Origin of the sequence: Mycolicibacterium chubuense (assembly GCF_001044255.1) — a bacterium.
Classification (GTDB): domain Bacteria; phylum Actinomycetota; class Actinomycetes; order Mycobacteriales; family Mycobacteriaceae; genus Mycobacterium; species Mycobacterium chubuense.
Genome location: NZ_JYNX01000014.1, coordinates 36562 through 62238 on the forward strand (window position 1 = coordinate 36562; position 25677 = coordinate 62238).

The 25677-nt window shown below is 70.9% G+C and carries 24 protein-coding genes and 1 pseudogene; 14 read left to right on the plus strand and 11 right to left on the minus strand.

The window, feature by feature from the left end; all coding sequences use genetic code 11:
* Positions 1-16: 16 nt before the first annotated feature.
* On the minus strand, positions 17-664 hold the full coding sequence (locus tag MCHUDSM44219_RS02665) for a TetR/AcrR family transcriptional regulator (RefSeq protein WP_048416680.1): 648 nt from the start codon (positions 662-664) through the stop codon (positions 17-19).
* A gap of 78 nt (positions 665-742) precedes the next feature.
* On the opposite strand from MCHUDSM44219_RS02665, the gene MCHUDSM44219_RS02670 reads away from it, so the two are divergent.
* Genes MCHUDSM44219_RS02670 through MCHUDSM44219_RS02680 form a run of 3 tightly spaced genes read left to right on the plus strand, consistent with a single transcriptional unit; the run spans position 743 to position 3416 of the window.
* Positions 743-2563, plus strand: coding sequence for a bifunctional sugar phosphate isomerase/epimerase/4-hydroxyphenylpyruvate dioxygenase family protein (locus tag MCHUDSM44219_RS02670; RefSeq protein WP_048416681.1), 1821 nt, complete (start codon positions 743-745; stop codon positions 2561-2563).
* Positions 2560-3003: a type II 3-dehydroquinate dehydratase gene (gene aroQ, locus MCHUDSM44219_RS02675; protein WP_048416682.1), complete on the plus strand. Its 444-nt coding sequence runs from the start codon at positions 2560-2562 to the stop codon at positions 3001-3003. The genes MCHUDSM44219_RS02670 and aroQ overlap by 4 nt, the downstream gene beginning before the upstream one ends.
* On the plus strand, positions 3000-3416 hold the full coding sequence (locus MCHUDSM44219_RS02680) for a hypothetical protein (protein ID WP_048416683.1): 417 nt from the start codon (positions 3000-3002) through the stop codon (positions 3414-3416). The genes aroQ and MCHUDSM44219_RS02680 overlap by 4 nt, the downstream gene beginning before the upstream one ends.
* Here the strand turns inward: MCHUDSM44219_RS02680 and MCHUDSM44219_RS02685 are convergent.
* From MCHUDSM44219_RS02685 to MCHUDSM44219_RS02695, 3 genes are read right to left on the minus strand one after another with little or no spacing between them, the layout of a single operon-like run.
* Positions 3362-3859, minus strand: coding sequence for a GNAT family N-acetyltransferase (locus MCHUDSM44219_RS02685; RefSeq protein ID WP_048416684.1), 498 nt, complete (start codon positions 3857-3859; stop codon positions 3362-3364). The genes MCHUDSM44219_RS02680 and MCHUDSM44219_RS02685 overlap by 55 nt on opposite strands.
* Complete coding sequence (locus MCHUDSM44219_RS02690) at positions 3852-4952, minus strand: isochorismate synthase (RefSeq protein ID WP_048416685.1); 1101 nt, start codon at positions 4950-4952, stop codon at positions 3852-3854. Before MCHUDSM44219_RS02690 ends, MCHUDSM44219_RS02685 begins: the two co-directional genes overlap by 8 nt.
* Positions 4949-5560 carry an acid phosphatase gene (locus MCHUDSM44219_RS02695; RefSeq protein WP_048416686.1) on the minus strand — a complete coding sequence of 204 codons (612 nt, stop codon included), beginning with the start codon at positions 5558-5560 and terminating at the stop codon, positions 4949-4951. The genes MCHUDSM44219_RS02690 and MCHUDSM44219_RS02695 overlap by 4 nt, the downstream gene beginning before the upstream one ends.
* Before the next feature lie 73 nt (positions 5561-5633).
* Here MCHUDSM44219_RS02695 and MCHUDSM44219_RS02700 point away from each other — a divergent pair, with 73 nt between their 5' ends.
* Positions 5634-6428, plus strand: a complete 795-nt coding sequence (locus MCHUDSM44219_RS02700) for a ParA family protein (protein ID WP_048416687.1) — start codon at positions 5634-5636, stop codon at positions 6426-6428.
* Here the strand turns inward: MCHUDSM44219_RS02700 and MCHUDSM44219_RS02705 are convergent.
* Complete coding sequence (locus MCHUDSM44219_RS02705; RefSeq protein ID WP_048416688.1) at positions 6425-7639, minus strand: Rv3212 family protein; 1215 nt, start codon at positions 7637-7639, stop codon at positions 6425-6427. The genes MCHUDSM44219_RS02700 and MCHUDSM44219_RS02705 overlap by 4 nt on opposite strands.
* Positions 7640-7654: 15 nt before the next feature.
* Entirely contained in the window at positions 7655-9130 is a 1476-nt protein-coding gene (locus MCHUDSM44219_RS02710; RefSeq protein ID WP_048416689.1) for a DEAD/DEAH box helicase, read from the minus strand.
* A 252-nt stretch (positions 9131-9382) separates the two neighbouring features.
* On the opposite strand from MCHUDSM44219_RS02710, the gene MCHUDSM44219_RS02715 reads away from it, so the two are divergent.
* On the plus strand, positions 9383-10096 hold the full coding sequence (locus MCHUDSM44219_RS02715; protein WP_048416690.1) for a ferritin-like fold-containing protein: 714 nt from the start codon (positions 9383-9385) through the stop codon (positions 10094-10096).
* A gap of 6 nt (positions 10097-10102) precedes the next feature.
* On the opposite strand, the gene MCHUDSM44219_RS02720 is transcribed toward MCHUDSM44219_RS02715, so the two are convergent.
* Entirely contained in the window at positions 10103-10921 is an 819-nt protein-coding gene (locus MCHUDSM44219_RS02720; protein WP_048416691.1) for a hypothetical protein, read from the minus strand.
* A gap of 236 nt (positions 10922-11157) precedes the next feature.
* Here MCHUDSM44219_RS02720 and MCHUDSM44219_RS02725 point away from each other — a divergent pair, with 236 nt between their 5' ends.
* A complete protein-coding gene (locus MCHUDSM44219_RS02725; protein ID WP_048416692.1) occupies positions 11158-11418 on the plus strand; it encodes a DUF3107 domain-containing protein in 261 nt (86 codons plus the stop codon).
* A gap of 22 nt (positions 11419-11440) precedes the next feature.
* Here the strand turns inward: MCHUDSM44219_RS02725 and MCHUDSM44219_RS02730 are convergent, their stop codons facing one another.
* A complete protein-coding gene (locus MCHUDSM44219_RS02730; protein WP_048416693.1) occupies positions 11441-12121 on the minus strand; it encodes an HTH-type transcriptional activator FasR in 681 nt (226 codons plus the stop codon).
* 151 nt (positions 12122-12272) lie between these two features.
* Between MCHUDSM44219_RS02730 and MCHUDSM44219_RS02735 the strand changes: the two genes are divergently transcribed.
* From MCHUDSM44219_RS02735 to MCHUDSM44219_RS02745, 3 genes are all read left to right on the plus strand, one after another.
* Positions 12273-13307 carry a DUF3152 domain-containing protein gene (locus MCHUDSM44219_RS02735; RefSeq protein ID WP_048416718.1) on the plus strand — a complete coding sequence of 345 codons (1035 nt, stop codon included), beginning with the start codon at positions 12273-12275 and terminating at the stop codon, positions 13305-13307.
* 96 nt (positions 13308-13403) lie between these two features.
* On the plus strand, positions 13404-14582 hold the full coding sequence (gene moeZ, locus MCHUDSM44219_RS02740; protein ID WP_048416694.1) for an adenylyltransferase/sulfurtransferase MoeZ: 1179 nt from the start codon (positions 13404-13406) through the stop codon (positions 14580-14582).
* 36 nt (positions 14583-14618) lie between these two features.
* Positions 14619-15473 carry a TIGR02569 family protein gene (locus tag MCHUDSM44219_RS02745; protein ID WP_048416695.1) on the plus strand — a complete coding sequence of 285 codons (855 nt, stop codon included), beginning with the start codon at positions 14619-14621 and terminating at the stop codon, positions 15471-15473.
* Positions 15474-15542: 69 nt separating this feature from the next.
* On the opposite strand, the gene MCHUDSM44219_RS02750 is transcribed toward MCHUDSM44219_RS02745, so the two are convergent.
* Both MCHUDSM44219_RS02750 and MCHUDSM44219_RS02755 read right to left on the minus strand, forming a co-directional pair.
* Positions 15543-15839: an MGMT family protein gene (locus tag MCHUDSM44219_RS02750; RefSeq protein ID WP_048416696.1), complete on the minus strand. Its 297-nt coding sequence runs from the start codon at positions 15837-15839 to the stop codon at positions 15543-15545.
* 3 nt (positions 15840-15842) lie between these two features.
* Positions 15843-16625, minus strand: coding sequence for an alpha/beta fold hydrolase (locus tag MCHUDSM44219_RS02755; RefSeq protein WP_048416697.1), 783 nt, complete (start codon positions 16623-16625; stop codon positions 15843-15845).
* A 77-nt stretch (positions 16626-16702) separates the two neighbouring features.
* Here MCHUDSM44219_RS02755 and MCHUDSM44219_RS02760 point away from each other — a divergent pair, with 77 nt between their 5' ends.
* The 3 genes and pseudogenes from MCHUDSM44219_RS02760 to MCHUDSM44219_RS30640 form a co-directional block, all read left to right on the plus strand.
* Positions 16703-19837, plus strand: coding sequence for an ATP-dependent helicase (locus MCHUDSM44219_RS02760; protein WP_048416698.1), 3135 nt, complete (start codon positions 16703-16705; stop codon positions 19835-19837).
* The coding region (locus tag MCHUDSM44219_RS30635) for an ATP-dependent helicase (RefSeq protein WP_236695324.1) at positions 19837-21343 on the plus strand (1507 nt) is incomplete at its 3' end. The genes MCHUDSM44219_RS02760 and MCHUDSM44219_RS30635, both read left to right, overlap by 1 nt.
* A gap of 1 nt (position 21344) precedes the next feature.
* Positions 21345-23226 (plus strand): annotated as a pseudogene (locus MCHUDSM44219_RS30640) (PD-(D/E)XK nuclease family protein); the annotation flags it as partial.
* A gap of 2 nt (positions 23227-23228) precedes the next feature.
* On the opposite strand, the gene MCHUDSM44219_RS02770 reads toward MCHUDSM44219_RS30640, so the two are convergent.
* On the minus strand, positions 23229-23624 hold the full coding sequence (locus tag MCHUDSM44219_RS02770; protein ID WP_082162001.1) for a DoxX family protein: 396 nt from the start codon (positions 23622-23624) through the stop codon (positions 23229-23231).
* 46 nt (positions 23625-23670) lie between these two features.
* Here MCHUDSM44219_RS02770 and MCHUDSM44219_RS02775 point away from each other — a divergent pair, with 46 nt between their 5' ends.
* On the plus strand, positions 23671-24750 hold the full coding sequence (locus tag MCHUDSM44219_RS02775; RefSeq protein ID WP_048416701.1) for a potassium channel family protein: 1080 nt from the start codon (positions 23671-23673) through the stop codon (positions 24748-24750).
* Entirely contained in the window at positions 24747-25676 is a 930-nt protein-coding gene (gene nudC, locus MCHUDSM44219_RS02780; RefSeq protein ID WP_048416702.1) for an NAD(+) diphosphatase, read from the plus strand. The genes MCHUDSM44219_RS02775 and nudC overlap by 4 nt, the downstream gene beginning before the upstream one ends.
* The last annotated feature ends 1 nt before the right edge of the window (position 25677 follow it).

The window sequence follows — 25677 nt, forward strand, 5'->3', positions numbered from 1 at the left end:
GGGGAAATGGGCCTGGTCAGCCGACCGGGGCGGTCAGCCACCCGACGATGACGTCGCCGATCATCCGGCGCAGGTGGGCGCGCTGCGAGATGTCGGTCAGGTCGACGTCGAAGAGATAGCCGAAGGTGTAGCGGTTGGCCACCTGGAACACGCAGTACGAACTGATCACCAGGTGGACGTCCAGCGCCGTGACGTCGGATCGGAAGACACCGGCCTCCCGCCCGTCGCGCAGGATGTCGTCGAGCAGCGACGTCGCCGGCTGGGAGAGTTCGGGCAGGTCACGCAACTGGCGGATGAACTCGCCGCGGTGGATGTTCTCGATCGACACCAGTCGAATGAACGCGTCGTGCGCGATGTGATGGTCGAAGGTGACCTCGGCCAGCCGCCGGATCGCCTCCACCGGATTGGCGTGGTCGACCGTGAGCTTCTGTTCCGCCTCCCGGATGCCGCGGTAGGCGTCCTCCAGAACGGCCAGGTAGAGCTGCTCTTTGCCGCCGAAGTAGTAGTAGATCATCCGTTTGGTGGTGCGGGTGCGCTCGGCGATCTCGTCGACGCGGGCGCCCGAATAGCCCGATTCGGCGAACACCTCGGTCGCCACGGCCAGCAGCTCGGCGCGGGTGCGCTCGGCGTCGCGCTGCAGTTCGGCTTTCGGCTTGGCGGCCACGATGGCTGAGCTTACTGTTCGCGCCCCGATCCGGTCCGCACTCTTCCGTCTTAATGAACCAATTGGTACATTGCTGTGATGAAGACCTCGATCGCGACCGTGTGCCTGTCCGGATCACTGGTGGAGAAACTGCACGCCAGCGCGGCCGCAGGCTTCGACGGCGTCGAGATCTTCGAGCCCGATCTCATCGCCGGGGACCATTCACCCGAGGAGATCCGGGCACTGGCCCGGCGCCTCGGCCTGACGCTGGATCTCTATCAGCCGCTGCGCGACCTCGAGGGCGTCGACGAGGCCACCTTCACCGACAACCTCCGCCGCGCGGCCGCCACGTTCGCCACTGCCCAGCGGCTCGGTATCCAGACCGTGCTGGTCTGCAGCAATGTCGCCACCGCGACCGTCGACTCCGACGAGGTGTCCGCGGGGCAACTGCGCCGCATCGGCGATGTCGCGCAGAGCTACGGCGTGCGCATCGCGTTCGAGGCGCTCGCCTGGGGCCGCTTCATCGACGACTACCGGCGCGCCTGGCGCGTCGTCGAACTCGCCGACCACCCCGCCGTCGGGGTGTGCCTAGACAGCTTCCACGTGCTGTCCCTGGGCCACGACCCGGCGCAGATCACCGAGATCCCGGCCGACAAGATCTTCTACCTGCAACTCGCCGACGCGCCCGCGCTGACCATGGACGTGCTGTCGTGGAGCCGCCACCACCGGCTGTTCCCGGGCGAGGGCGCGTTCGACCTGACGCGGTTCGTCTCGTGCGTGCTGGCCGCCGGCTACGACGGCCCGCTGTCGCTGGAGGTCTTCAACGACACGTTCCGCCAGACCGATCCGCGCCACACCGCCGTGCACGCGCTGCGGTCACTGACGTGGTTGCAGGACAAGGTCGCCGCCGCCGACCCGGAAGGATGGCGGCCCGACCTGACCACGCTCGCCGCGGCCAAGCCCCCGACCGCGTTCGACTTCGTCGAGCTCAAGGCCGAGGACACCAGCGAGGTCGAGGTGCTGCTCGGCCAGCTCGGCTTCACCATGCGCGGCCGGCACCGCACCAAGCCGGTGTCGCTGTGGTCGGCCGGCGACGCGCGCATCGTGCTCAACGAACAGCAGGCCCGCGATCGCGTGCCGCACGTCGCGGCGGTCGGACTGCAGGTGCCCGACGCCGGCGCCACCACCGCCAGGGCGGCCCAGCTGATGGCCCCGGTGGCCTACCGCCGCACCTACGCCTCCGAACAACCCTTCGGCGCGGCCGTCGCGCCCGACGGTACGGAGTTCTATTGGATCCCCGAGGCGCACGGCGCTCCGGAGTGGGTCGCCGAGTTCGACGGCGGCATCCCCGAGACCGAGCCCTGCGGGGTGCGCGCGATCGACCACGCGAACCTCACCCAACCCTGGCAGACCGCCGAGGACACCGTGCTGTTCCTGCGCAGCGTGTTCGGCCTGACGCCGGATGCTCCCGCCGAAGTACCCGGTCCGACGGGCCTGGTCCGCAGCCAGGTGATGCGCACCGAGGACGGGGCGATCCGGATCCCGCTCAACGTCGCGCCGCATGTGCTCGACCATTCCGGGCTGGCCCAGCACGTCGCGTTCACGTGCTCCGACGTGGTCGGGCTGGCCCGCCGCGCCGCCGACCGCGGTCTGGCGTTCCTGCCCGTCTCCGACAACTACTACGACTATCTGCGGGGCCGTTTCGGCCTCGGCACCGATGAGGTGGCCGAGCTCAAGGAGCTCAACCTGCTCTACGATCGCAGCCCCGACGGACATTTCGTGCACTTCTACACCCGCACGGTCGGATCGGTGTTCTTCGAGTTCGTGCAGCGGTTCGGGCACTACGACGGCTACGGAACCGACAACGCCCCGGTCCGGTTGGCCGCGCAACGCGTGGCCGCCGGTACCGTACGTCCGTGACCGCACGCCGTCTGCTCCTCGTCAACGGGCCGAACCTGAACCTGCTCGGCACCCGGCAACCCGAGGTCTACGGCTCGACGACGCTCGCCCAGATCGAGGCACGGGTGCGCGAGGTCGCCGCCGAAGCCGGCCTCGAGGTGCGCGCCGTGCAGAGCAACCACGAGGGCGCCCTCATCGACGCCATCCAGTCCGCGCGTGAGGACTGTGCGGCCATCGTCATCAATCCCGCCGCCTACAGCCACACGTCGGTGGCCATCGCCGACGCGCTGCGCTCGGTCGATCTGCCGGTCGCCGAGGTGCATCTGAGCAATATCCATGCGCGCGAAGAGTTCCGGCACCACTCCTATGTGTCGGCGGTGGCCGACATGGTGGTGGCCGGCGCCGGTCCACTCGGCTACGAGATGGCGGTCCGGTATCTGGCGGACAGGATCGCCCGGTGACGCCGCGGGTGGTCCGCGCGGCCGGGGTCATCGCTGCGCTGCAGGGATCGCTCGCGCTGGTGACGGCGGTCGTGCTCGTCGTGCGCGAAATCGCCGGCCACCACGAGGACGCCATCAGCGGCTATGGCACCGCGGTGTGGTTCGCGATCATGGGGTCGGCCGTCGCCGCCGCGGGCTGGGCGCTGTGGACGGGGCGGCGGTGGGGCCGAGGCATCGCCGTGTTCGCGAACCTCGTCCTGCTCGGTGTCGCCTGGTACGTCTTCAGCTCTGGGCAGCTGGCCTACGCGGTGCTGGTGGCCGGGGTGTCGGTCTCGGTGCTGGCGCTGCTGTTCAGCCCGCCGGGGCTGCAGTGGCTCACTCAGGCCGGCGACGAGGCCGCCAGCTCGGACAGCTCGGGTCCCGACACCCGGTAGGTGATCCACTCGCTCTGCGGCCGCCCACCGACGCCGTCGTACAGGGCGATCGCGTTGACGTTCCAGTCGAGGACGGCCCACGTGAGCCGGCTGTAGCCGTTGTCCACGCACTCGCGGGCCAGCGTCGCCAGGAGCGTGCGGGCCAGCCCGCGTCGACGGAACTGCGGACGCACGAACAGGTCTTCGAGGTAGATGCCGGCCACGCCGTCCCACGTCGAGAAGTTGCGGAACCACAGGGCCCCGGCGGCGGCCTGCCCGTCGACCTCGACGAGATGGCCGAACACCACCGGATTCGGCCCGAAAAGGGCGTCCCGCAACTGACTTTCGGTCACCGTGCACTCCGCGGAGGCGCGTTCGAACGCGGCGAGTTCGTGGATCATCGCCGTCAACTCGGTTTCGTCGCCGGGCCGCACGGCGCGGATCACGGTGTCGGACTCAGTCATCGGGCACTCCCAGCGCGCTCAGAATCGTCCTGAATTTCGTTGTGGTCTCGTCGAGTTCGTCGTCGGGCTCGGATTCGGCGACGATGCCCCCGCCGGAGTGGGCGAGCGCCGAGCGGCGGTCGGCGGACAGCTGCGCGCACCGGATGGACACCACCCAGCGGCCGTCGCCGCGCTGATCGCACCAACCCACCGTGCCGGCGTAGAAGCCCCGATCGCCCTCGAGCTCACTGATCAACGCGGTGGCCGCGGTGGTGGGGGAGCCGCCCACAGCCGGTGTGGGATGCAGTGCCAACGCGAGATCCAATGCCGTGGTGGCCTTTTCGCGCAGCCGCCCAGTGATCGGTGTGTAGAGGTGCCATACCGCAGCGGTCCGGGTCAGCTGCGGCCGATCAGCGATCTGGACATCGGTGCACAGCGGATCGAGCGCTTCGCGCAGCGCATCGACCACGAGTTGATGTTCGTGCCTATTCTTCGCCGAGTCCGCCAGCGCCGCGCCGCTGGCCGCGTCCTCGTCCGGATCGGCCCGCCGGGGGGCCGATCCCGCGAACGGCCGGCAGGTCACCTGCAATCCGTTGCGCGCCACCAGCAATTCCGGGCTGGCGCCGACCAGGGCGGTGCCGGAGTAGCCGTCGCCGGCCGCGGACAGGTCCACGAGATACTTGGTGGCCTGCGCGTCGGCGCCCGCGAGTCGGTGCAGCACGGTCCGGGCGTCGAGCGGCCCGTCGGCGCTGATGCGCAGCGCCCGGGCCAGTACCACCTTGTGCAGGCCGGAGTCGGCGTCGCGGAGCCGCTGCAGCGCGACCGCGATGCGGCGGCGGTGTTCGTCGGCGTCGGGCGTCGTCTCGGTGATCCGCGTCGTGCCCAGCTCGCGCAGCGGCCACGACGGCAGCGTGTCGGTGAAGCGGACCGTCTGCGGCCGGATCAGCGCCGCCGGCGCCGTCAGGTCGAAGGGCAGTGCGCCGACGATGATCGGGGCGCTGTGCGACGCCAGCGCGGCGCGTGCGTCGGCGATGCGCGGGAACGCCGTGTGCACGCCCTCGGCGGTGATGACGCCGTCGGGTCCGGCCAGGACGAACGTCGGCTCCCGCGTCACGTGGACACGGCCGGGTCGGGATGTCCGGTCAGACCCAGCGCGCTGAGCTGACGCTGGCCGTGCTCGAAGCCGCACACGGCGATCGACACAGCCGGCATCGCGAACCGGATGCCCTCGTAGACGGGTTGTTCGATCCAGCGGGTGATCACGGCGCGGGAGAAATGGCCGTGGCCGACGAACACCACGTCGCGGGTCTGCATGTGCTCGAGGGCGAAGGCGATCGCGCGGTCGGCGCGTTCGCAGACCTGCGCGGTGGTCTCGCCGCCCGGACAGCCGTGCGTCCACACCAGCCAGTTCGGCACGGCCTTGCGGATCTCCTCGGTGGTGGTGCCCTCGTAGTCGCCGTAATCCCACTCGCTGATCAGCGGGTTGACCTCGTCGATGCTCAGCCCGGCCAACTCGGCGGTGGTCCTGGCCCGCACCCGCGGGCTGCTCACGACGAAGGGGTTCTCGAGTCGCAGCTGGGTGATCGTCTCGGCAGCCGCAGCGGCCTGCTCGCGCCCGTGATCGGTGAGCTCGAGTTCGGTGCGACCGGTGTGCTTACCGGACTTCGACCACTCGGTCTCGCCGTGGCGGAGCAGGATCAACCGGTGCTGCAGAGGGGCCACGATGTCCGATTCTGCCGCACGGCGCGGTACCGCCGGACGGCGCGGTGGCAGGACGGCGTGCCAAGATGGCACTGTGACGCGGGTATTGGCGGTCGCCAATCAAAAGGGTGGGGTCGCCAAGACGACGACGGTGGCGTCGCTGGGCGCGGCGTTGGTCGAGTCGGGCAAGCGGGTGCTGCTCGTGGACCTCGACCCGCAGGGCTGTCTGACGTTCTCGCTGGGCCAGGACCCGGACAAGCTCGCGGTGTCGGTGCACGAGGTGCTGCTCGGCGACGTCGAACCCGACGCCGCACTGGTCGACACCGCCGAAGGAATGACGTTGCTGCCGGCCAACATCGACCTGGCCGGGGCCGAGGCGATGCTGCTGATGCGGGCGGGCCGGGAGTACGCCCTCAAGCGGGCGCTGGCGAAGATCGCCGACAAGTTCGACGTCGTGATCATCGACTGCCCGCCGTCGCTGGGCGTGCTGACGCTCAACGGCCTGACCGCGGCCGACGAGGTCGTCGTGCCGCTGCAGTGCGAGACGCTGGCGCACCGCGGAGTCGGGCAGTTCCTGCGCACCATCAACGACGTCCAGCAGATCACCAACGCCGACCTGAAGCTGCTCGGCGCGCTGCCCACGCTGTACGACGCACGCACCACGCACAGCCGGGACGTGCTGTTCGACGTCGCGGACCGCTACGGATTGCCGGTGCTGGCGCCGCCGATCCCGCGCACGGTGCGCTTCGCCGAAGCCAGCGCGTCGGGGTCGTCGGTGCTGACCGGCCGCAAGAACAAGGGCGCGGTCGCCTACCGCGAGTTCGCCGATGCGCTGCTCAAGCACTGGAAGAGCGGCAAGGCCCTGGCGACGTTCACCCCGGAGCTCTAACCGGAGAGCGCCACCAGCTCGCCGCCGCGCTGTTCGAGCAGCGTCGTGCCCGCCACCGCGGGAACCACCGGACCCTTCCCGGCCGGTCGCTGCAGCGGGATGTTCCGCTCACCGGCGCCGGTGGCCGGGTCGAACACGTCGTAGCCGCTCGTCACCGGCACCAGGAGTTTCCCGGCCATGATCGTCGCGGGACCGACGGGAGCGTTGGCGCCCGACGCGGCGACGGTGTAGCGGTACTTCAGGTTCGTCGCCGAGAACACCATCAGCGCGTCACCGGTCCACCAGGTGATCAGGTCGCCGGCGCGCGAGGTCGTCGCCTCGGGGGACGGGGCGGCGGGGACGACGGTGCTGTCGATCGTCGCTCCGGTCTCGTCGACGATGTCCAACCGCGGTTTCGGGGTGGGCACGTACAGCGCGGTCGTGGTGTCCGACACGGCCACGACGCGCGCTCCGCTGCCGTCGGCCACGCCCTTCTGTGGCACGTACTTGAGTTCGGGGGTGTCCTCTTCGTCGGACGGTCGCAGCAGGGTCAACCGCACGTCGGCCTGGTTCGGGCAGGCCTCGAGCACCGACACCGCCGTCGAACTCGCCGCGGCCGAGGTGAAGCGACACAGCGGCGAGGCCGACTTGCCCGGGTTCAGCGGAGCATCGAGCGCCCCGTAGCTGAGCATGCGCACCATGTCCGAGCGCCACATCTCCAACCGGGTGTCGCCGGCGGACAGCACCGTGGTGCCGTCTCCGGACAGCGTCACCTGCTTGTCGGCGTAGCTCGTCCGGGCCGGGCCCCGCATGCCGGTGCGGGCGTCGACGGTGCTGACCTGGCCGCAGCCACGGACGTCGGGATACACCGCGACCGCGTAGTTGTACACCCAGGTGACCCCGCACAGATCCAGGTCGCGCTCGTAACTCCACAGCACGTCACCGGTCGCGGGGTCGCGGCCCTGCATGGCGCGGCCGTCCCCGGTGACCACCGCGCCGGACACGACGAGCGGCAGGCTGGTGCGCGCACTCGGCGCCTCCCACACCTGCCGCAGCGCGGTGGGTACGGCAATGGCCGGCTTCAGGGTCGGGACCGGGGAGGCGGCGGGCCGGCTGAGGGTGGCACGGGCGTCACTGGTCCACCACACGATCGCGGCGACGAGGACGACGACGGCGGCGATCACCACGGCCGCCACCACATCTGCTCGGGTGCGGCGCTCCGGTCTGACCATCGCGCGGGTTCGGCTTTAGCTGGCGCCCGCGGAGGCGGTCTTGTTGGGACGACGCCGACGGCGGCGACGCGGCGCACGGGAGGCGTCGGAGTCACCCGCAGGGGCGTCGGCGTCGGCCGCCACGGCCTGATCGGCCGCCTCGGGGTGACCGACCGGCTGACCGCCGCGGGTGCGACGGCGGCTGCGGTTGCTCGCGGGCCGCTCGGTGCGCTCGCGGGGTTCGCGCTTGGGCTTGTCGGCGCCGCGGCTCGGCGTGCCGACCGAACCACCGGCATCGGTCGGGATGTTGAGTTCCTCGTAGAGGTGCGGGGAACTCGAGTAGGTCTCGGCCGGGTCGGGCGTGTCCAACCCGAGCGCCTTGTCGATCATCGACCAGCGGGGCAGTTCGTCCCAGTCGACCAGCGTGACGGCGATGCCCGTCTTGCCGGCGCGACCGGTACGGCCGATGCGGTGGACGTAGGCCTGCTCGTCCTCGGGGATCTGGAAGTTGATGACGTGGGTGATGTCGTCGATGTCAATGCCACGGGCGGCGACGTCGGTGGCCACCAGCACGTCGACCTCGCCGGTGCGGAACGACTTGAGCGCCTTCTCGCGCGCGCCCTGGCCGAGATCGCCGTGCACCGCGCCGACCTTGAAGCCGCGCTCGGCGAGTTCGTCGGCGACCTTCTGGGCGGTGCGCTTGGTTCGGGTGAAGATCATCGTCGCGCCGCGGCCCTCGGCCTGCAGGATGCGGCTGACCATCTCGACCTTGTCGAGCGCGTGCGCCCGGTAGGCGAACTGCTCGGTGCTGTCGTGGGTGGCCGACGAGTGCGGGGCCTCGGCGCGGATGTGCGTCGGCTGGGTCATGAACGTGCGGGCCAGCGTGATGATCGGGTCCGGCATGGTGGCCGAGAACAGCATCGCCTGACGCTGCTCGGGGATCTGCTTGAGGATGCGCTCGATGTCGGGCAGGAAGCCCAGATCGAGCATCTCGTCGGCCTCATCGAGCACCAGCGTCGACAGGCCGCCGAGCTGCAGGTGCCCTTGCTGCGCGAGGTCCAGCAGGCGGCCCGGCGTGCCCACGACGACGTCGACGCCCTTCTGGAGCGCCTCGATCTGCGGCTCGTACGGACGGCCGCCGTAGATCGCGGTCACGGTGAGCTTGCGGGTGTCGTCGGCCATCAGGTACTTCGACGCGCCGACGAGGTCCTCGTACACCTGGATGCAGAGTTCGCGGGTCGGGACGACGATCAGGGCCCGCGGGATCCCGGTCAGGGGGCGTTCGGTGTCGGTGGTGATCCGGTGCAGCAGCGGCACACCGAACGCGAACGTCTTGCCCATGCCGGTGCGGGCCTGGCCGATCAGGTCGTCGCCGGCCAGCGCGAGCGGCAGCGTCAGCTCCTGGATCGCGAAGGCGTGTTCGATGCCGCTCTCGGCGAGGGCGCGCACGATTTCATCGCGCACCCCCAGCTCGGCGAAGGTCGGGGTGGGGTGCGGGGTTACGGGAGTCATACGTGTGGACGAAGCCTTTCACTTGTCAATCCTCATGCGTTTCCACGCGCGCACGAGTTGAGAAGTGATCTTCGCCGGGCCCTGCTCTGAGGGGGCGGGCCGCTCCGTGCACGCACATTGCCACGGTGCCTGCGGCGATGACGCCTGTCTGACCTGGATCGATCTGTCGGCTTACGCGCCGACACCGCGCTCCATGGTAGCCGGTCGCCCGGCGCTCAGTCACCTTCGCCGCCGCGGACTAGAGTTGGGCGCATGAATTCCACGCCGTCCGCGGCCTCCGCGTCAGCCCCGGCAGCGGCGTCGAGCCCCCCGGCGGCGCCCACTGTTTCCGCCGACCATCCCGGCGTCGTCGAGCTGTTCGCGCTGCTGGCCTACGGCGAGGTCGCCGCGTTCTACCGGCTGACCGACGAGGCCCGGATGGCGCCGAATCTACGGGGCCGGATCAACATGGCGAGCATGGCCGCCGCCGAGATGAACCACTACGAGGTGCTGCGCGACGCGCTGGAACACCGTGGCGTCGACGTGGTTCCGGCGATGACGAGATACGCCTCGGCGCTGGAGAACTACCACAGGCTCACCACTCCGAGCACCTGGCTGGAAGCACTTGTCAAGACCTACGTCGGTGACGCGCTGGCCGCCGATTTCTACCTCGAGATCGCCGACTCCCTGCCCGGGCCGGTGGCCGACGTCATCCGTTCCGTGCTGTCCGAGACCGGTCACTCGCAGTTCGTGGTCGCCGAGGTGCGCGCCGCGGTGACGGCCAGCGACCGCCAGCGTCACCGGCTGGCGCTGTGGTCGCGGCGGCTGCTCGGGGAGGCCATCACGCAGGCCCAGTACGTGCTGGCCGACCACGACGAACTCGTCGACCTGGTGATGTCCGGGGGTGGGCTGTCCCAGATCACCGACTTCTTCGACAAGCTGCAGCAGACTCACAGCGCCCGCATGCAGGAGCTGGGCCTGGCCTGAGCGCCCTCAGCGCGTGCAGTTGGTGATGATCGAGTTGTTGTTCTGTGCGGCGATCAGCGAGCCGTTCGCGTCGAGGATGCTGCAGTTGAGCTGACCGGCAACGCTGGTCGCGGTCACCGAGCTCAGCGTGACGCCCGGATCGAGCACGACGGTCTTCGTCCACGGCAGCGCCGCATTGACCTCGGTCTGCAACGCACCCTTCTCGTCGGTGTAGATGACCGTGACCAGATCGAGCAGCGCCCGGTTGCCGGTGATGCGGTAGGTGACGGCGCCCGGCGCGGCCGCGGGCGGCGGGGGAGCGGCTTGCGGCGCGGGCAGTAGCGGCGTGGCCGGCTGTGGCACGGGGCTCTGCGCGGTCGGGGTGGGCGTCGGCGAGATCGTGGTGACCGTTTCGGCGGGCAGCGACGGCTGTGCCGGGGGCGGGGCTGCCACCCGGGGTGTCGCGGAGGGTTCCGGCGCTGCGCTGGTGCTGGGCTCGTCGGAGGCGACGGTCGCCGACACCGACCCGCTGTCCCCGCCGCCGAGGATCATGCTGGCGGTGATCACGGCGACGAACAGGATGACCCCGGCGATGCCGGCGATCCACATCCAGCGCCGGTCGATGCGGGCCTCGTCGAGGTAGTCGTCGTAGTCGGCGTCGCCGAGGTCGTCATCGCCCGGGTAGGGCGGATACACATCGGTGTCGAGGTCGCCGTAGCGGTCCGTTTCGCCGTAGCGGTCGTCGCCGTGGGGGTCGGCGGCGTAGCGCCCGCGGCCCCGCGGGCTGCGGATGCGTTCGGTCGGCGTCAGGGAGTACGGCGAGTGTGCGGTGTATGGCCTGTTCATCCAGCTGTCCCAGTCGTTTCTTCGCAGTTGCCGGGCCGATGCTACGAAGGCTGCGCTGACGGCTCAGGGTGACGCGCCTGCCGCCGCAGTCACGGTCGGGACTCGGTTCGGTCGCGCCGCCGTTGCACACCGGCGCGGGCGTTCGCTGAGCGCGTAGGTCCGCCGACCGGCGCCGCCCGGGCGGCGTCCACTAGCCTCCTGGAGAAGAGATTTCGAACGACAGAAGGGTTCCCACTGTGGAGGTCAAGATCGGTGTCACCGACAGCCCGCGCGAGCTGATCCTCAGCAGCGCGCAGACGCCGGCAGAAGTGGAGAAGCTGGTCTCCGACGCGTTGGAGGCGGGCTCCGGCGTGCTGGCCCTCACCGACGAGAAGGGCCGGCGGTACCTCGTGCAGGCCGCGCGGATCGCCTATGTCGAGATCGGCGCCGCCGACGCGCGCCGCGTGGGATTCGGTGTGGGCGCCGTCGGCTCCGAGGTCACCCGCTCGGCGGGCTGAGGCTGCAGCGGGCTGTCGCCGCTCAGGAACGCGTCAGCGGGACGTGCGACAGCCCGCCCCAGATGAACGCCACGGTGCCTTCCACCGCGTCGTCCTTGGCGATCGGCCGCTCGTTGTTGAGCCAGTAACGCGCCGAGTCGACGCTGATGCTGACCAGACCGACCGCGATCATCCGGGCGCGGTGCGGTTCCAGCCCCGAGTCATGGCTGATCAGATCGAACACGGCGTCGGTGCACGCCTCGGTGGCGACCTTCACCTGCGCCGCCACCTGGGGCTCGGTCACGTAGTCGTTTTCGAAGATGAGCCGGTAGCCCTGGCTGTCGTGCTCGATGAAGTCGAAGAACGCCTCGACCGCCGCGCGCACACGCTGCCGGTTGTCGGTGGTGGTGCGCAGCGCCTGGCGCACCCCGGAGACCAGATTGTCGACGTGGCGCTGCAGCACCGCGAGATAAAGCTCCACCTTCGACGAGAAGTGCTGATACAGCACCGGTTTGCTGACGCCGGCGCGATCGGCGATCTCGTCCATCCCGGCGGCGTGGTAGCCGCGGTCGACGAACACTTCGCTGGCGGCGATCAACAACTGGCCACGGCGCTCGTCACGGGGCAACCGGTTACCGCGCCGGGCTGCGCTGGGAGTGGACAGGCCGGTGCCGTTGGCCGGCTGCCCACCACGCCGCTGCGCCGTTCTGGCGGGTTCGCTCATCAGGACCTCGAGTTCTACTTCCGGCGCATGCACCGTCGTGAGTTCGGTTCCGCTGACACTACTACCGTTGGCCGGGCCCGGGCGGGAGGACATCGGCCCGGTGCAGGCGCGCCGAAGGTCGGGACCGGTCGTCCTGTGACATCCTGTGTCGGTGACCTACGACCCGGGGCGTCGCGGGAGCGGTCGCGTTCCCGTGCTCCGCGACGAGTGGCGTGAGCCCCTTCGCGCGCAGCGGGACCCGCTGGCCGAGGACTCCGGGCGGGCCCGGTCCAACCGCGACGAGCATCAGCGCTGGCGCAAGCAGACGTGGCTGGGCCGGTTCGTCTCCACGTACGGCTGGCGTGCCTACGCGCTGCCGCTGCTGGTGGTGCTGACCGCGGTCGTCGTCTACCAGACCGTCACCGGCACCAGCGTCGCCCCGCCGGCCGCGGAGGAGGAGGGCCCCGTGCAGGGCCCGCCGACGATCGGCATGGCCAGCACCGCGATCGTCGGCGCACCCCCCAAGGGACTCACCCAGTTCGACGCGAATCTGCCGACCGGGATCCTTCCCGAGGGCGGGCCGTTCACCGAGGCGGGCGCGCGCACCTGGCACGTCGTTCCAGGCACTGCCCCGCAGGTCGGGGAGGGCACCAGCAAGGTCTTCACCTACACCGTCGAGGTGGAGGACGGCGTGGACACCACGACGTTCGGCGGTGACGACGGCTTCGCCCGGATGGTCAGCGAAACCCTGGCCAACCCGAAGAGCTGGACGCACAACCCGCAGTTCGCGTTCGTCCGCGTCGACGACAGCGCCGGTGTGCAGCCTGATTTCCGGGTGTCGCTGACCTCACCGATGACGGTGCGTGAGGGCTGCGGCTACGACATCCAGCTCGAGGCGTCCTGCTACAACCCGGCGTTCGAGGGCCAGCCGCGGGTGTTCATCAACGAGGCCCGCTGGGTGCGTGGCGCGGTGCCGTTCCAGGGCGATATCGGCTCTTACCGGCAGTACGTCATCAACCACGAGGTGGGGCACGCGATCGGGTATCCCCGGCACGAGCAGTGCACGGTCAGCGGCGAACTGGCGCCGATCATGATGCAGCAGACGTTCTCGACCAACAACAACGATGCGGCCCGGTTCGACCCGGGCACCGTCACCCCCGACGGGAAGACCTGCCGCTTCAATCCGTGGCCGTATCCGATCGCCTGAGCATCGCGGAATCGACCAGGGAAGGGTCAGGGCCTCGTTGCTGTTGGAACCCGTACCTGTTGAGATGGGTCTTGCACGCCAACCAAGGAGAACTCGGTGTCCTCACCGTTGCCGCCGCTGGTCGAGCCAGCGGCTGAACTCACCCGCGACGAGGTCGCGCGGTACAGCCGTCACCTGATCATCCCTGACCTCGGCCTCGACGGGCAGAAGCGGCTCAAGAACGCGCGCGTCCTGGTGATCGGGGCCGGCGGCCTCGGCTCGCCGACGCTGCTCTACCTGGCCGCCGCCGGGGTCGGGACGATCGGCATCGTCGAGTTCGACGTCGTCGACGAATCCAACCTGCAGCGCCAGATCATCCACGGCCAGTCCGACATCGGCCGCTCCAAGGCGGAGAGCGCCCGCGACTCGATCCTCGAGGTCAACCCGCTGGTGAAGGTGGTGCTGCACGAGGTCCGCCTGGAGCCCGACAACGCGGTCGAGATCTTCGGCGACTACGACCTGATCCTCGACGGCACCGACAACTTCGCGACGCGCTACCTCGTCAACGACGCCGCCGTGCTGGCCGGCAAGCCGTACGTGTGGGGGTCGATCTACCGCTTCGAGGGCCAGGTGTCGGTGTTCTGGGAGGACGCGCCCGACGGCCTGGGCCTGAATTACCGCGACCTCTACCCCGAGCCGCCGCCACCGGGGATGGTGCCGTCGTGCGCCGAGGGCGGTGTGCTGGGCATCCTGTGCGCCTCGATCGCGTCGGTGATGGGCACCGAGGCGATCAAGCTGCTCACCGGCATCGGCGAGCCGCTGCTGGGGCGGTTGATGGTCTACGACGCGCTGGACATGACGTACCGGACGATCAAGATCCGCAAGGATCCGTCGACGCCGAAGATCACCGAGCTCATCGACTACGAGGAGTTCTGCGGCGTGGTGTCCGACGCCGCCGCGGAGGCTGCCGCGGAATCGACGATCACGCCCCGCGAACTGGCCGAGCTGCTGGATTCGGGGAAGCCGCTGGCGCTGATCGACGTGCGGGAGCCCGTGGAGTGGGACATCAACCACATCGAGGGTGCGCAGCTGATTCCCAAGGGCGCGTTCGAGAGCGGCGAGGCGCTGTCGAAGCTGACCGTCGACCGGACCCCGGTGTTCTACTGCAAGACCGGCGTGCGCTCGGCAGAGGTGCTCGCGATCGTCAAGAACGCCGGGTTCTCCGATGCGCTGCACGTCCAGGGCGGGATCGTGGCCTGGGGCAAGCAACTCGAACCCGACATGGTGATGTACTAACGCGGGGTTGGCGTCCGCGGCAATTACGCTGATGCGGTGACCGCCGAGCGCCCACCCGAGCATGTCCTCACAGCCTTCGGGCTGTCCGGAGTGCAGCCGGTGCCGCTGGGTTCCAGCTGGGAGGGCGGTTGGCGCTGCGGTGAGGTCGTGCTCTCGATGGTCGCCGATCACGCCCGCGCCGCCTGGTCGGCGAAAGTGCGCGAGACGCTGTTCGTCGACGGGGTCCGGCTCGCGCGTCCGGTCCGTTCCACCGATGGTCGCTACGTCGTCGCCGGCTGGCGGGCCGACACCTACGTGGCCGGCACCCCTGAACCGCGCCACGACGAGGTCGTCTCGGCCGCGGTGCGTTTGCACGAGGCCACCGCCAAGCTGGAGCGGCCGCGTTTCCTGACCCAGCCCCCGATCGCGCCGTGGGCCGACGTCGACGTGTTCATCGCCGCCGACCGCGCCGCATGGGAGGAACGGCCGCTGCACTCGCTGCCGCCCGGGGCGCGGGTGGCGCCCGGCACCGCGGACGGGCAGAAGTCCGTGGAGCTGATCAACCAGCTCGCGACGCTGCGCCGGCCGACGCGCAGCCCCAGCCAGCTGGTGCACGGAGATCTCTACGGCACAGTGCTTTTCGCCGGCACGGCGGCGCCCGGCATCACCGACATCACGCCGTACTGGCGGCCCCCGGCCTGGGCGGCCGGTGTCGTCGTCGTCGACGCGCTGTCGTGGGGTGAGGCCGACGACGGGCTGATCGAGCGCTGGAACGCCCTGCCGGAGTGGCCGCAGATGTTGTTGCGCGCGTTGATGTTCCGGCTCGCCGTGCACGCGCTGCATCCGCGGTCGACGGCGGCTGCGTTCCCCGGTCTGGCGCGCACGGCGGCCCTGGTGCGCCTCGCCCTGTAGTTCCCCGCGGAATAGCATTCCTGGTCGCGAATCAGCCCTCGAGCACAGCCCTGTGTTCTCACCGGCGCGTCAAAAGGTGTGCCGGTACTCGGCCAATGCGATCCGTCCGTCACGGGCCAGCACGCCCTCGGCGCGCAGCCGCTCCAGCTGGCGGGTCGCCAGGTGCGGCGCCGGCCGCCCCGACGCCCGGATCACCCGGTGCCAGGGCAGGTCCGACGAATCGGTGCGCATGATCCACGCGACGATGCGCGGGCTCGGCAGGCCGGCCGCGTCGGCGATGTCGCCGTAGGTCGTGACCGCTCCCGAGGGAACCGACGCGACCAGTGCGCGCACGGTCTCCACCTGCTCGTCGGTGATGGCCGCCACGGGTCAGCCGAGCAGGTCCCGGATCACCGCGGCCGTCTCGGCGGGCTTGGCCAGCGGCACCATGTGGTCGCAATCCCATTCCAGCACCGTCAGATTCGGACCCAGACCGGCGTCGAGCGCGGCGATCACCTCGTCGGTGGCATACGGCGGCTCGGTGTAGGTGGCCCGCACCAGCGTGGTCGGAGTGCCGTCGCGCGGAACGGGCACCGGCCGGGTCAGCTCACTCCAGTACGCTAGCGTCGCGGGGATGCTGATGCGCCATCCCACCCGCCCGTTGGGCAGGTCGACGAGGTGTTCGTCGAGTTCGCGGTCGAGCTCGGTCTCGTCGACCTCGCCCCACGACCCGCCGATCTTCTCGTTGCGGGCCTCGGCGCGGTCGGTGTAGTCGGGCGAGGAGTACATGTCGTCGGCGACCTCCCGCATCCACCGGCCGTCGAGGGCGACCGCGGGATCGAGGAGCACGAGGCCGGCGATCAGATCCGGCCGTGCCGCCGCGAGATTGAGGGCAACCGCCCCGCCGAACGAATGCCCGACCACCACCACCGGATCTCCGCCCTCGGCGTCGAGCAGGGCTGCCAGGGCGCCGACGTTCGCCTCGATCGTCCACGGCGCGTCCCACGACGACCGGCCGTGGCCGAGCAGATCCGGCGCGAGCACGGCGACGTCGGGGAGGTGCGTGTCGAACAGGGTCTCCCACCGCTTGCCGTGTCCGGTCAGACCGTGGACGGCCAGCACCCGCACAGGGGTCGACGGCCCGAATCGGTAGGTGCACAACAGCTCGGTCACAGGTGTCGATGCTGCCAGGCGGCTGCCCGAGACACCACCGCAGCCCACTTGTCGGACCCTCGTGATGTAGTGCGTTCATGTCCGCGCCGCACACCGAACTGACGACCGACGCCCTGGCCCGTCCGGAGACGCGCGGTACGGTGCGGTTGCTCGGCGGCCCGGGTACGGGCAAGACCAGCACGCTGATCACGACCGCGGCGGCGCATCTGACGGCCGGTCGCGATCCGGAATCGGTTCTGCTGCTGACGGGTTCGTCGACGCTCGGCGCGCAGGCCCGCGCCGCGATCACCGCGACGATGCTCGCCGGCGGCGAGCGGACGGTGGTGCGGGAGCCGCTGGTGCGCACGGTCCACTCCTACGCGTTCGCGGTGCTGCGGCTGGCCGCACAGCGTGCCGGGAGCCCGCCGCCGCGCCTGATCACCGGTGCCGAACAGGACGGGATCATCCGCGAGCTGCTCGCCGGTGACCTCGAGGACGGTGACGCCTCACCGGTGCGGTGGCCCGAGCGGCTGCGGCCCGCGCTGAGCACGGTCGGTTTCGCCACCGAACTGCGCGACCTGCTGGCCCGCTGCAGCGAGCGCGGCGTCGATCCGCTTGCACTGCAACGCATCGGCCGGCGCGCCGACCGCGCCGAGTGGCAGGCCGCGGGCCGCTTCGCGCAGGCCTATGAACAGATCATGCTGCTGCGGTCGGCCGTGGGCATGGCCGCGCCGCAGGCCACGGTGCCGGCGCTCGGTGCCGCCGAACTCGTCGGTGCCGCGCTGGAAGCGCTGGCCGCCGACGCCGACCTGCTGGCGGCCGAGCGGGCGCGGGTGGCACTGCTGCTCGTCGACGACGCCCAGCACCTCGACCCGCAGGCTGCGCGGCTGGTGACGGTGCTCGCCGCCGGCGCCGAGCTGACCGTGATCGCCGGCGATCCGCATCAGACGGTGTTCGGGTACCGCGGCGCCGATCCGGCCCTGCTGCGCGGGGACGGCCCGGCCATCACGCTGACCCGGTCGCACCGGTGCGCGGGGCCGGTGGCCGACGCCATCGCCGCGGTCGGCCGCAGGCTGCCCGGTCCCGACGCCACAAGGCAATTCGCCGGCACCGACGCTGCCGGGTCGGTCGCGGTGCGCATCGCCGCGTCCGCGCACGCCGAATCAGCGATCATCGCCGACACGTTGCGCCGGGCGCACCTCGTCGACGACGTGCCGTGGTCGCAGATGGCGGTGATCGTGCGCTCGGTGCCCCGGATGGGCGCGCCGCTGAGCCGCGCGCTGAGCGCCGCCGGTGTCCCGGTCGAGTTGCCGCAGAGCGATGTCGCGCTCGCCGACATGCCGGCGGTGCGGGCGCTGCTGACGGTGCTGGAGGCCACGGCCGACGGCTTGGACGGCGAACGGGCGCTGGCACTGGTGACCGGCCCGATCGGGCGCGTCGACCCGGTGTCGTTGCGCCAGCTGCGGCGCGCCCTGCGGCGGGCCGCAGGTGATCCGGAGCGCGATTTCGGCGAGCTCCTGGTCGCGGCGCTCAGCGGCGACGGCTCCACCGGCCTCCAGCGACTTCCCGACGAGCTGGCGCGGGCGGTGCGGCGGGTGCGGATCGTGCTTTCCGCTGCACGGCGCAGTGCCGAGCAGGGGCGGGATCCGCGACACACGTTGTGGGAGACGTGGAACCGCTCGGGTCTGCAGCGGCGCTGGCTGGCGGCCAGTGAGCGGGGAGGACCGGCCGGTGCTCAGGCAGATCGCGATCTGGATGCGGTCACCGCATTGTTCGACGTCGCCGAACAACACGTCGAGCAGACTGCGGGCACGTCGCTGCGCGGTCTGGTGGACCACGTCGCGACGTTGACACTGCCGCCGGTCCGGCGCGACGACGGCCCGGCGTGCGAGGCGGTCGCGGTGCTCAGTGCGCATGCCGCGCTGGGGCGCGAGTGGGACCTCGTGGTCATCGCGGGCGTGCAGGAAGGCTTGTGGCCCAACGTGCAACCCCGCGGCGGGGTGCTCGCGACCCAGCAGCTGGTCGACATCCTCGACGGGGTCGCCGAACCGGGGGAGCGTGCGCTGTCCGGACGCGCGCCGCTGCTGGCCGAGGAGCGCCGGCTGCTCATCGCGGCGATGGGCCGCGCGCGCCGCCGGCTGCTGGTCACCGCCGTCGACAGCGACAGCGGTGACGCCGCGCTGCTGCCGTCGCCGTTCTGCCATGAGCTCGCCACGACGGCGACCGAACCGCCGGCTGAGCCCGACGTACCCATCCAGGCGCCGCGGGTGCTCGCTCCCGCCGCCGTGGTGGGGCGGTTGCGGTCGGTGGTCTGCGCTCCGTCCGATGCGGTGAATGACATCGAGAGAGCCTGCGCAGCAGCACAATTGGCCCGGTTGGCCGAGGCGGGCGTGCACGGCGCCGATCCGGCCCACTGGTACGGCATGCGGGACGTCTCCAGCGAAGCGCCCCTGTGGGACGGCGACGGACACACCGTGACCCTGTCGCCGTCGACGTTGCAGATGCTGTCGGACTGCCCGCTGCGGTGGCTGATGGAACGCCACGGTGGCGGCAAGATGCGCGACGTCAGATCCGCGCTGGGATCACTGGTGCACGCCCTGGTGTCGGAATCGAACGCGTCGGAGGAGCAGCTGCACCGCGAGCTCGGCGGGGTGTGGGAAGCGCTGCCTTTCGACGCCCGGTGGCACGCCGACAACGAGTTGGAGCGGCATCAGGAGATGCTCGCCACGTTCGCACGCTGGCGCTCCGACAGCCGCCACCACCTCACCGAGGTCGGCACCGAGGTGGATGTCGACGGCGAGATCGTCGCTGCCGACGGGGACCTGCCGTCGGTGCGGGTGCGCGGCCGCCTCGACCGCCTCGAGCGGGACAGTGAAGGGCGGCTCGTCGTCGTCGACATCAAGACGAGCAAGAGTCCCGTCACCAAGGACGACGCGCAGAACCATGCGCAGCTGGCGATGTACCAGCTGGCCGTGGCCGAGGGCCTCCTCCCCGAGGGCGCGGAGCCCGGGGGCGGCCGGCTGGTGTATCTCGGCAAGACCAGCGGCGGCGCGGCGGCCGAACGGGAGCAGGACGCGCTGACGGCCGACGGACGCGAGCAGTGGCGTGCTCAGGTGCGCGACGCTGCCGCGGCGACCCAGGGGCCCGGCTTCCTCGCCCGGGTCAACGACGGATGCGCGCACTGCCCGGTGGCCGCGATGTGTCCGGCCCAGCAGACCAGGAGTGACGTGTGATGACACCGCGGTACAGCCCCACCGAATTGGCCGGGGCCCTCGGTCTTTTCGCGCCGACCGACGAACAGGCCGCGGTCATCGCCGCCCCGCCCGGTCCGCTGGTGGTGATCGCGGGCGCGGGTGCCGGCAAGACCGAGACGATGGCCGCCCGCGTGGTCTGGCTGGTCGCCAACGGGTTCGCCCGCCCCGGCGAGGTGCTGGGCCTGACGTTCACCCGCAAGGCCGCGGGCCAGTTGCTGCGCCGGGTGCGGGCACGGCTGGCGCGGCTGGCGGGCGCCGGGCTGGTGGTGCCCGGCGCGGCCGACCCGGGTGACGACCCGGTCACGGTCAGCACCTATCACGCGTTCGCCGGAACTCTGCTGCGCGAACACGGGTTGCTGTTGCCGGTCGAACCCGACGTCCGCCTGCTCGGCGAAACCGAGCTGTGGCAGTTGGCGTTTCGCGTGGTCTGCGAGCACCCCGGTCCACTCGACACCGACAAGTCCCCGGCGACGATCACTGCGATGGTGCTGCGGCTGGCCGGTCAACTGGCTGAACACCTGGTCGACACCGACCAACTGCGCGACACCCACATCGAGCTCGAACGCCTGGTGCACACGCTGCCCGCGGGGCCCTACCAGCGCGACCGCGGCCCCAGCCAGTGGCTGCTGCGGATGCTCGCCACGCAGACCGAGCGCACCGCGCTGGTACCGCTGATCGACGCGCTGCACCGGCGTATGCGCGAGGAGCGGGTCGTCGACTTCGGGATGCAGATGGCCGCCGCAGCCCAGCTCGCGTCGCGGTTCCCGCAGGTGGGGGAGCAGCTGCGGCAGCGTTACCGGGTGGTGCTGCTCGACGAGTACCAGGACACCGGGCACGCGCAGCGGGTGGCGCTGGCCTCGCTATTCGGCAACGGCGCCGACGACGGGCTGGCCCTGACCGCGGTCGGCGATCCGATCCAGTCGATCTACGGGTGGCGCGGCGCGTCGGCCACCAACCTGCCCCGGTTCACCACCGACTTCCCGCTTGCCGACGGAACCCCCGCCCCCACACTGGAATTGCGGACCAGCTGGCGCAACCCGCCGGAGGTGCTGCACCTGGCCAACGAGGTGTCGATGGATGCGCGCCGCCGGTCGGTGTCGGTGCGGTCGCTGTTGCCGCGGCCCGACGCCCACCCGGGAGAGGTGTGCTGCGCCTTGCTGTCGGACGTGGACACCGAGCGGGAGTGGCTCGCCGAGCAGGTGGCGTCCCGGTACCGCGCCGGGCTGGCCGTCGACGGGACGGCGCCGACGGCCGCGGTGCTGGTGCGTCGCAATGCCGACGCCGCCCCGATGGCCGAGGCACTGACCCGGCACGGCATCCCCGTCGAGGTGGTCGGGCTGGCCGGCCTGTTGGCGGTGCCCGAGGTGGCCGATGTGGTGGCGATGCTGCGGCTGGCCGTCGATCCGATGGCCGGCGCGGCCGCGGTGCGGGTGCTCACAGGCCCCCGGTGGCGCCTCGGTGCCGCCGACATCGAGGCGCTGTGGCNGCTCGACGCCGGCGAGGTGGTGGAGAACCTGCGGCTGGCCGTCGATCCGATGGCCGGCGCGGCCGCGGTGCGGGTGCTCACAGGCCCCCGGTGGCGCCTCGGTGCCGCCGACATCGAGGCGCTGTGGCGCCGCGCGGTGACGCTGGTCCATGCACCGGCCGCAGAGCGCGGGAGCGTCGATCACATCGTCGGCCAACTCGGACCCGACGCCGACGCCGCCTGCCTGGCTGACGCGGTGTGCGATCCCGGTGCGGCAGAGGCCTATTCGCCGGCCGGGCACTCCCGCATCGTCGCGTTGGGCCGGGAGCTGAGCGCCCTGCGCGCCCACCTCGACGGCCAGCTGCCCGATCTGATCGCCGAGATTCGGCGGATGCTCGGTGTCGACGTCGAGGTCAGAGCCGCGCGGCCGGTGGCGGCGAGCTGGTCCGGCACCGAGCATCTCGATGCCTTCAGCGATGTCGTCGCCGACTTCGCAGGCCGCTCCGGCGCGACGGTGTCAGGTCTGCTGGCCTACCTCGACGCCGCCGAGCAGGTCGAGAACGGGCTGGCCCCCGCGGAGATCACGGTCGCGCAGGATCGGGTGCAGATTCTGACCGTGCATGCGGCCAAGGGGCTGGAGTGGCAGATCGTCGCCGTCCCCCACCTCGTCGGGCGGGTGTTTCCATCGACAGCGTCGCCACGCACCTGGCTCACCGATGCCGCCGACCTGCCGCCGCTGCTGCGCGGTGACTGCGCCACGGTGTCCGAACACGGTGTGCCGGTGCTGGACACCTCACGGGTCAACGATCGCAAATCGCTCTCGGACGCCATCTCCGATCACAAGCGCAGCCTGGATCAGCGGCGCACCGACGAGGAACGCCGCCTCTTGTACGTGGCCTTGACGCGTGCCGAGCGCACGCTGCTGGTGTCCGGGCACCACTGGGGCGCCACCGAATCCAAGCCGCGCGGACCGTCGACATTCCTCACCGAACTCAAAGAGGCCATCGACACCGCGGCAGCCGCGGGTACCCCATGCGGGTCGATCGACGTATGGGACGACGCGCCTGCCGATGGAGAGCCGAATCCGTTGCGCGGCCGCGTGATCGAGGCGATGTGGCCGCTCGACCCGCTGGCGGGCCGTCGCGACCGCGCCGATCACGGCGCCGCGCTGGTGTCCGCCGTGATCGCCGGCGACGCCGACCTCGTCGTCGCGGAGGATCCGCACGGCTGGGCCGCCGACGTGGACGCGTTGCTCGCCGAGCGCGAACGGGCGGGCCGGCGGCCCGCGCCGCCGCTGCCGGTGCAGCTGTCGGTCAGCGCCATGGTCGAACTGGGGCGTGACCCCGACGCCGCGGCGCAGCGCCTCCATCGGCGGCTTCCCCGGCGGCCCGACGCACAGGCCCTGCTGGGCACCGCGTTCCACGAGTGGGTGCAGCGGTATTACCAGGCGGAGAAGCTGTTCGACCTCGACGATCTGCCTGGCGCCGTCGACGCCGACCGGCAGGACCGGGGTGAGCTCGAGGAATTGCAGGCCGCCTTCGCGGTGTCGGGGTGGGCGGCCCGCAGCCCGCTGGAGGTGGAGGTTCCCTTCGACATGATGATCGCGGGCCGCGTCGTCCGCGGCCGCATCGACGCGGTGTTCGCCGACGGCGACGGCGGGGTGACGGTGGTGGACTGGAAGACCGGTGAGCCGCCGGCCACGCCGGAGGAGTTGGCGCACAAAGCGATTCAGTTGGCGGTCTACCGCCTGGCGTGGGCCCGGCTGCAGGGTTGTCCGCCGTCGTCGGTGCGGGCGGCGTTCCACTACGTCCGTTCCGGGCGCACAGTCACCCCCGCCGCGCTGCCCGATGCCGACGAACTGGCCGCCCTGCTCGCCGCGCCCGTCGACGACGACGCCGCGTAGACTCAGCTCTCGCGGTAGACCTTCAGCGCCTGCGTGATCATCGGCACCTGCATCGGAAGCCGCGCGATCGCGATCAACCGCATCGGCAGCGGCTTGTTCTTCCACAACCGCACCATGTTCACATTGCCGGGGAACACACCGAGAAACAGCGCGATCGCGGCGAGCGCACCGAGCTTGCGGGTCTTCGGCGCCACCAGCAGAGCGCCGACACCGACCTCGGCGACACCGGAGGCCAGTGTGTAGAAGCGCTGGGTGCCGGGCAGTTCCTCGGGCACGATCGAGTCGAACGGCTGCGGCGCCGCGAAGTGCAGGACCCCCATGCCGATCAGCCAGACGCCCATCTTGGTGCCACGCGATGACGAGGTGAACCGCTTCAGTGCAGTCGGGGAGGAGGTCATGATTACATTGTGCGGGTGCGACAGCCTCACATCGTGACTGGCCCCCGTGGCTGAGGGCGCTCTGCGCCGACGGCTGCGCCGGTTCGACCAGTCCCTGGCCGACCTACCGGTGCACGCGCTCACCGACCGGGTTCAGATCCCGACCACGATGGTCAGTCCGTCGCGGCGCATCACCGTCCGCGTCGTCTACGCCCTCGCCGCGCTGTTCGCTGCGGTGTTCATCGTGTATTTCGACCGCGACGGCTACCGGGACGCGCAGGACAACCCGCTGTCGTTCCTCGACTGCCTCTACTACGCGACCGTGTCACTGTCCACCACGGGCTACGGCGACATCACCCCGATCACGCCGTCCGCGCGGCTGGTCAACGTCCTGGTGATCACGCCGCTGCGCGTCGCGTTCCTGATCGTGCTCATCGGTACCACCGTCGAGACCCTCACCACGCAGTCGCGGCAGGTCTACCAAATCCAGCGCTGGAGGAACAGAGTGCGCAACCACATCATCATCGTCGGCTACGGCACCAAGGGCCGCACCGCCGCCGCGGCGATGGTCGGCGACGAGGTCGCGCCCGCGGACATCGTCGTGGTGGACGAGGACGTCGCCGCCCTGGAGCGCGCGAAGAGCGCCGGCCTGGTGACCGTGCGCGGCAGCGCCACCGACTCCGAGGTGCTGCGGCTGGCCAGTGCCCAGCACGCCAAGTCGATCATCGTCGCCACCAACCGGGACGACACCGCCGTGCTCGTGACGCTGACCGCCCGCGAACTCGCGCCCAACGCGAAGATCATCGCCGCCGTCCGGGAAGCGGAGAACCAGCATCTGCTCAAGCAGTCCGGGGCCGACTCCACCGTGGTCACCTCCGAGACCGCCGGCCGGCTACTCGGCATCGCGGTCCAGACGCCCAGCGTCGTCGAGGTGATGGAGGACCTGCTCACCCCGGACGCCGGGTTCGCGATCGCCGAGCGGGAGGTGACGCCGAAGGAGGCGGGCGGGTCGCCGCGTCACCAGGCCGACATCGTGCTCGGCGTGGTGCGCAACGGAAAGCTGATCCGGGTGGACGAACCCGAGGTCGACGCGCTCGAGTTGGGGGATCGCCTGCTCTACATCCGTTCCGCGGACGCCGAGCGATGACCGCCGGCTTCCGGCTGCGCAACGTCCCCCTGCTGTCCCGCGTCGGTGCCGACCGTGCCGACACGCTGCGCACCGACGTCGAGGCGGCGGTGGCCGGCTGGGCCGACGCGCTGCTGCTGCGAGTGGACCGCCGCAACCAGGTGCTGATCGCCGACGGCCGCGCGGTTCTGCACCGGGCCACCGACGCCGGTGACGCACCCCCGCAGGACGCCGTGTTCCTCGGCCGCCTCCAGGACGGCCGGCACGTCTGGGGGGTGCGCTCGGATCTGCAGCCGCCCGACCACCCGGACGCGCAGACGCAGGTGCTCGATCTGCGCCGCACCGGTCACGTCTTCGACGATGTCAGCGCCCAGCTCGTCGCGACCGCCACAGCGCTGCTCAACTGGCATGACCATGCCCGCTTCAGCCCGGTCGACGGCACCCCGACCACACCCATCAAGGCGGGCTGGTCGCGCATCAACCCGGTGACCGGGCAGGAGGAGTTCCCTCGCATCGACCCCGCGGTGATCTGCCTGGTGCACGACGGCCACGACCGCGCGGTGCTGGCCCGGCAGACGGTGTGGCCGCCGCGACTGTTCTCGATCCTGGCCGGCTTCGTCGAGGCCGGGGAATCGTTCGAAACGTGCGTGGTGCGCGAGATCGCCGAAGAGATCGGCCTGACCGTCACCGATGTCGAGTATCTGGGCTCCCAGCCGTGGCCGTTCCCGCGGTCGCTGATGGTCGGCTTCCACGCGCTCGGCGATCCGGAGCAGGAGTTCGCGTTCAACGACGGCGAGATCGCCGAGGCGGCATGGTTCACCCGTGCCGAGATCCGCGAGGCCCTCGATCAGGGCGACTGGAGTTCCTCGAGCGAGTCCCGGCTGTTGCTGCCGGGGTCGATCTCGATCGCCCGGGAGATCATCGAATCCTGGGCTGCCGCGGACTGAT

What these genes read in the sequence shown, in the direction of transcription:
- nudC (WP_048416702.1), top strand. Translation starts at nt 24,747, where the DNA reads ATGACCGCCGGCTTCCGGCTGCGCAACGTCCCCCTGCTGTCCCGCGTC.
- MCHUDSM44219_RS02715 (WP_048416690.1), top strand. Translation starts at nt 9,383, where the DNA reads ATGAATTCCACGCCGTCCGCGGCCTCCGCGTCAGCCCCGGCAGCGGCG.
- MCHUDSM44219_RS02770 (WP_082162001.1), bottom strand. Translation starts at nt 23,624, where the DNA reads ATGACCTCCTCCCCGACTGCACTGAAGCGGTTCACCTCGTCATCGCGT.
- MCHUDSM44219_RS02705 (WP_048416688.1), bottom strand. Translation starts at nt 7,639, where the DNA reads ATGGTCAGACCGGAGCGCCGCACCCGAGCAGATGTGGTGGCGGCCGTG.
- MCHUDSM44219_RS02720 (WP_048416691.1), bottom strand. Translation starts at nt 10,921, where the DNA reads ATGAACAGGCCATACACCGCACACTCGCCGTACTCCCTGACGCCGACC.
- MCHUDSM44219_RS02760 (WP_048416698.1), top strand. Translation starts at nt 16,703, where the DNA reads ATGTCCGCGCCGCACACCGAACTGACGACCGACGCCCTGGCCCGTCCG.
- MCHUDSM44219_RS02730 (WP_048416693.1), bottom strand. Translation starts at nt 12,121, where the DNA reads ATGAGCGAACCCGCCAGAACGGCGCAGCGGCGTGGTGGGCAGCCGGCC.
- MCHUDSM44219_RS02685 (WP_048416684.1), bottom strand. Translation starts at nt 3,859, where the DNA reads ATGACTGAGTCCGACACCGTGATCCGCGCCGTGCGGCCCGGCGACGAA.
- MCHUDSM44219_RS02670 (WP_048416681.1), top strand. Translation starts at nt 743, where the DNA reads ATGAAGACCTCGATCGCGACCGTGTGCCTGTCCGGATCACTGGTGGAG.
- MCHUDSM44219_RS02710 (WP_048416689.1), bottom strand. Translation starts at nt 9,130, where the DNA reads ATGACTCCCGTAACCCCGCACCCCACCCCGACCTTCGCCGAGCTGGGG.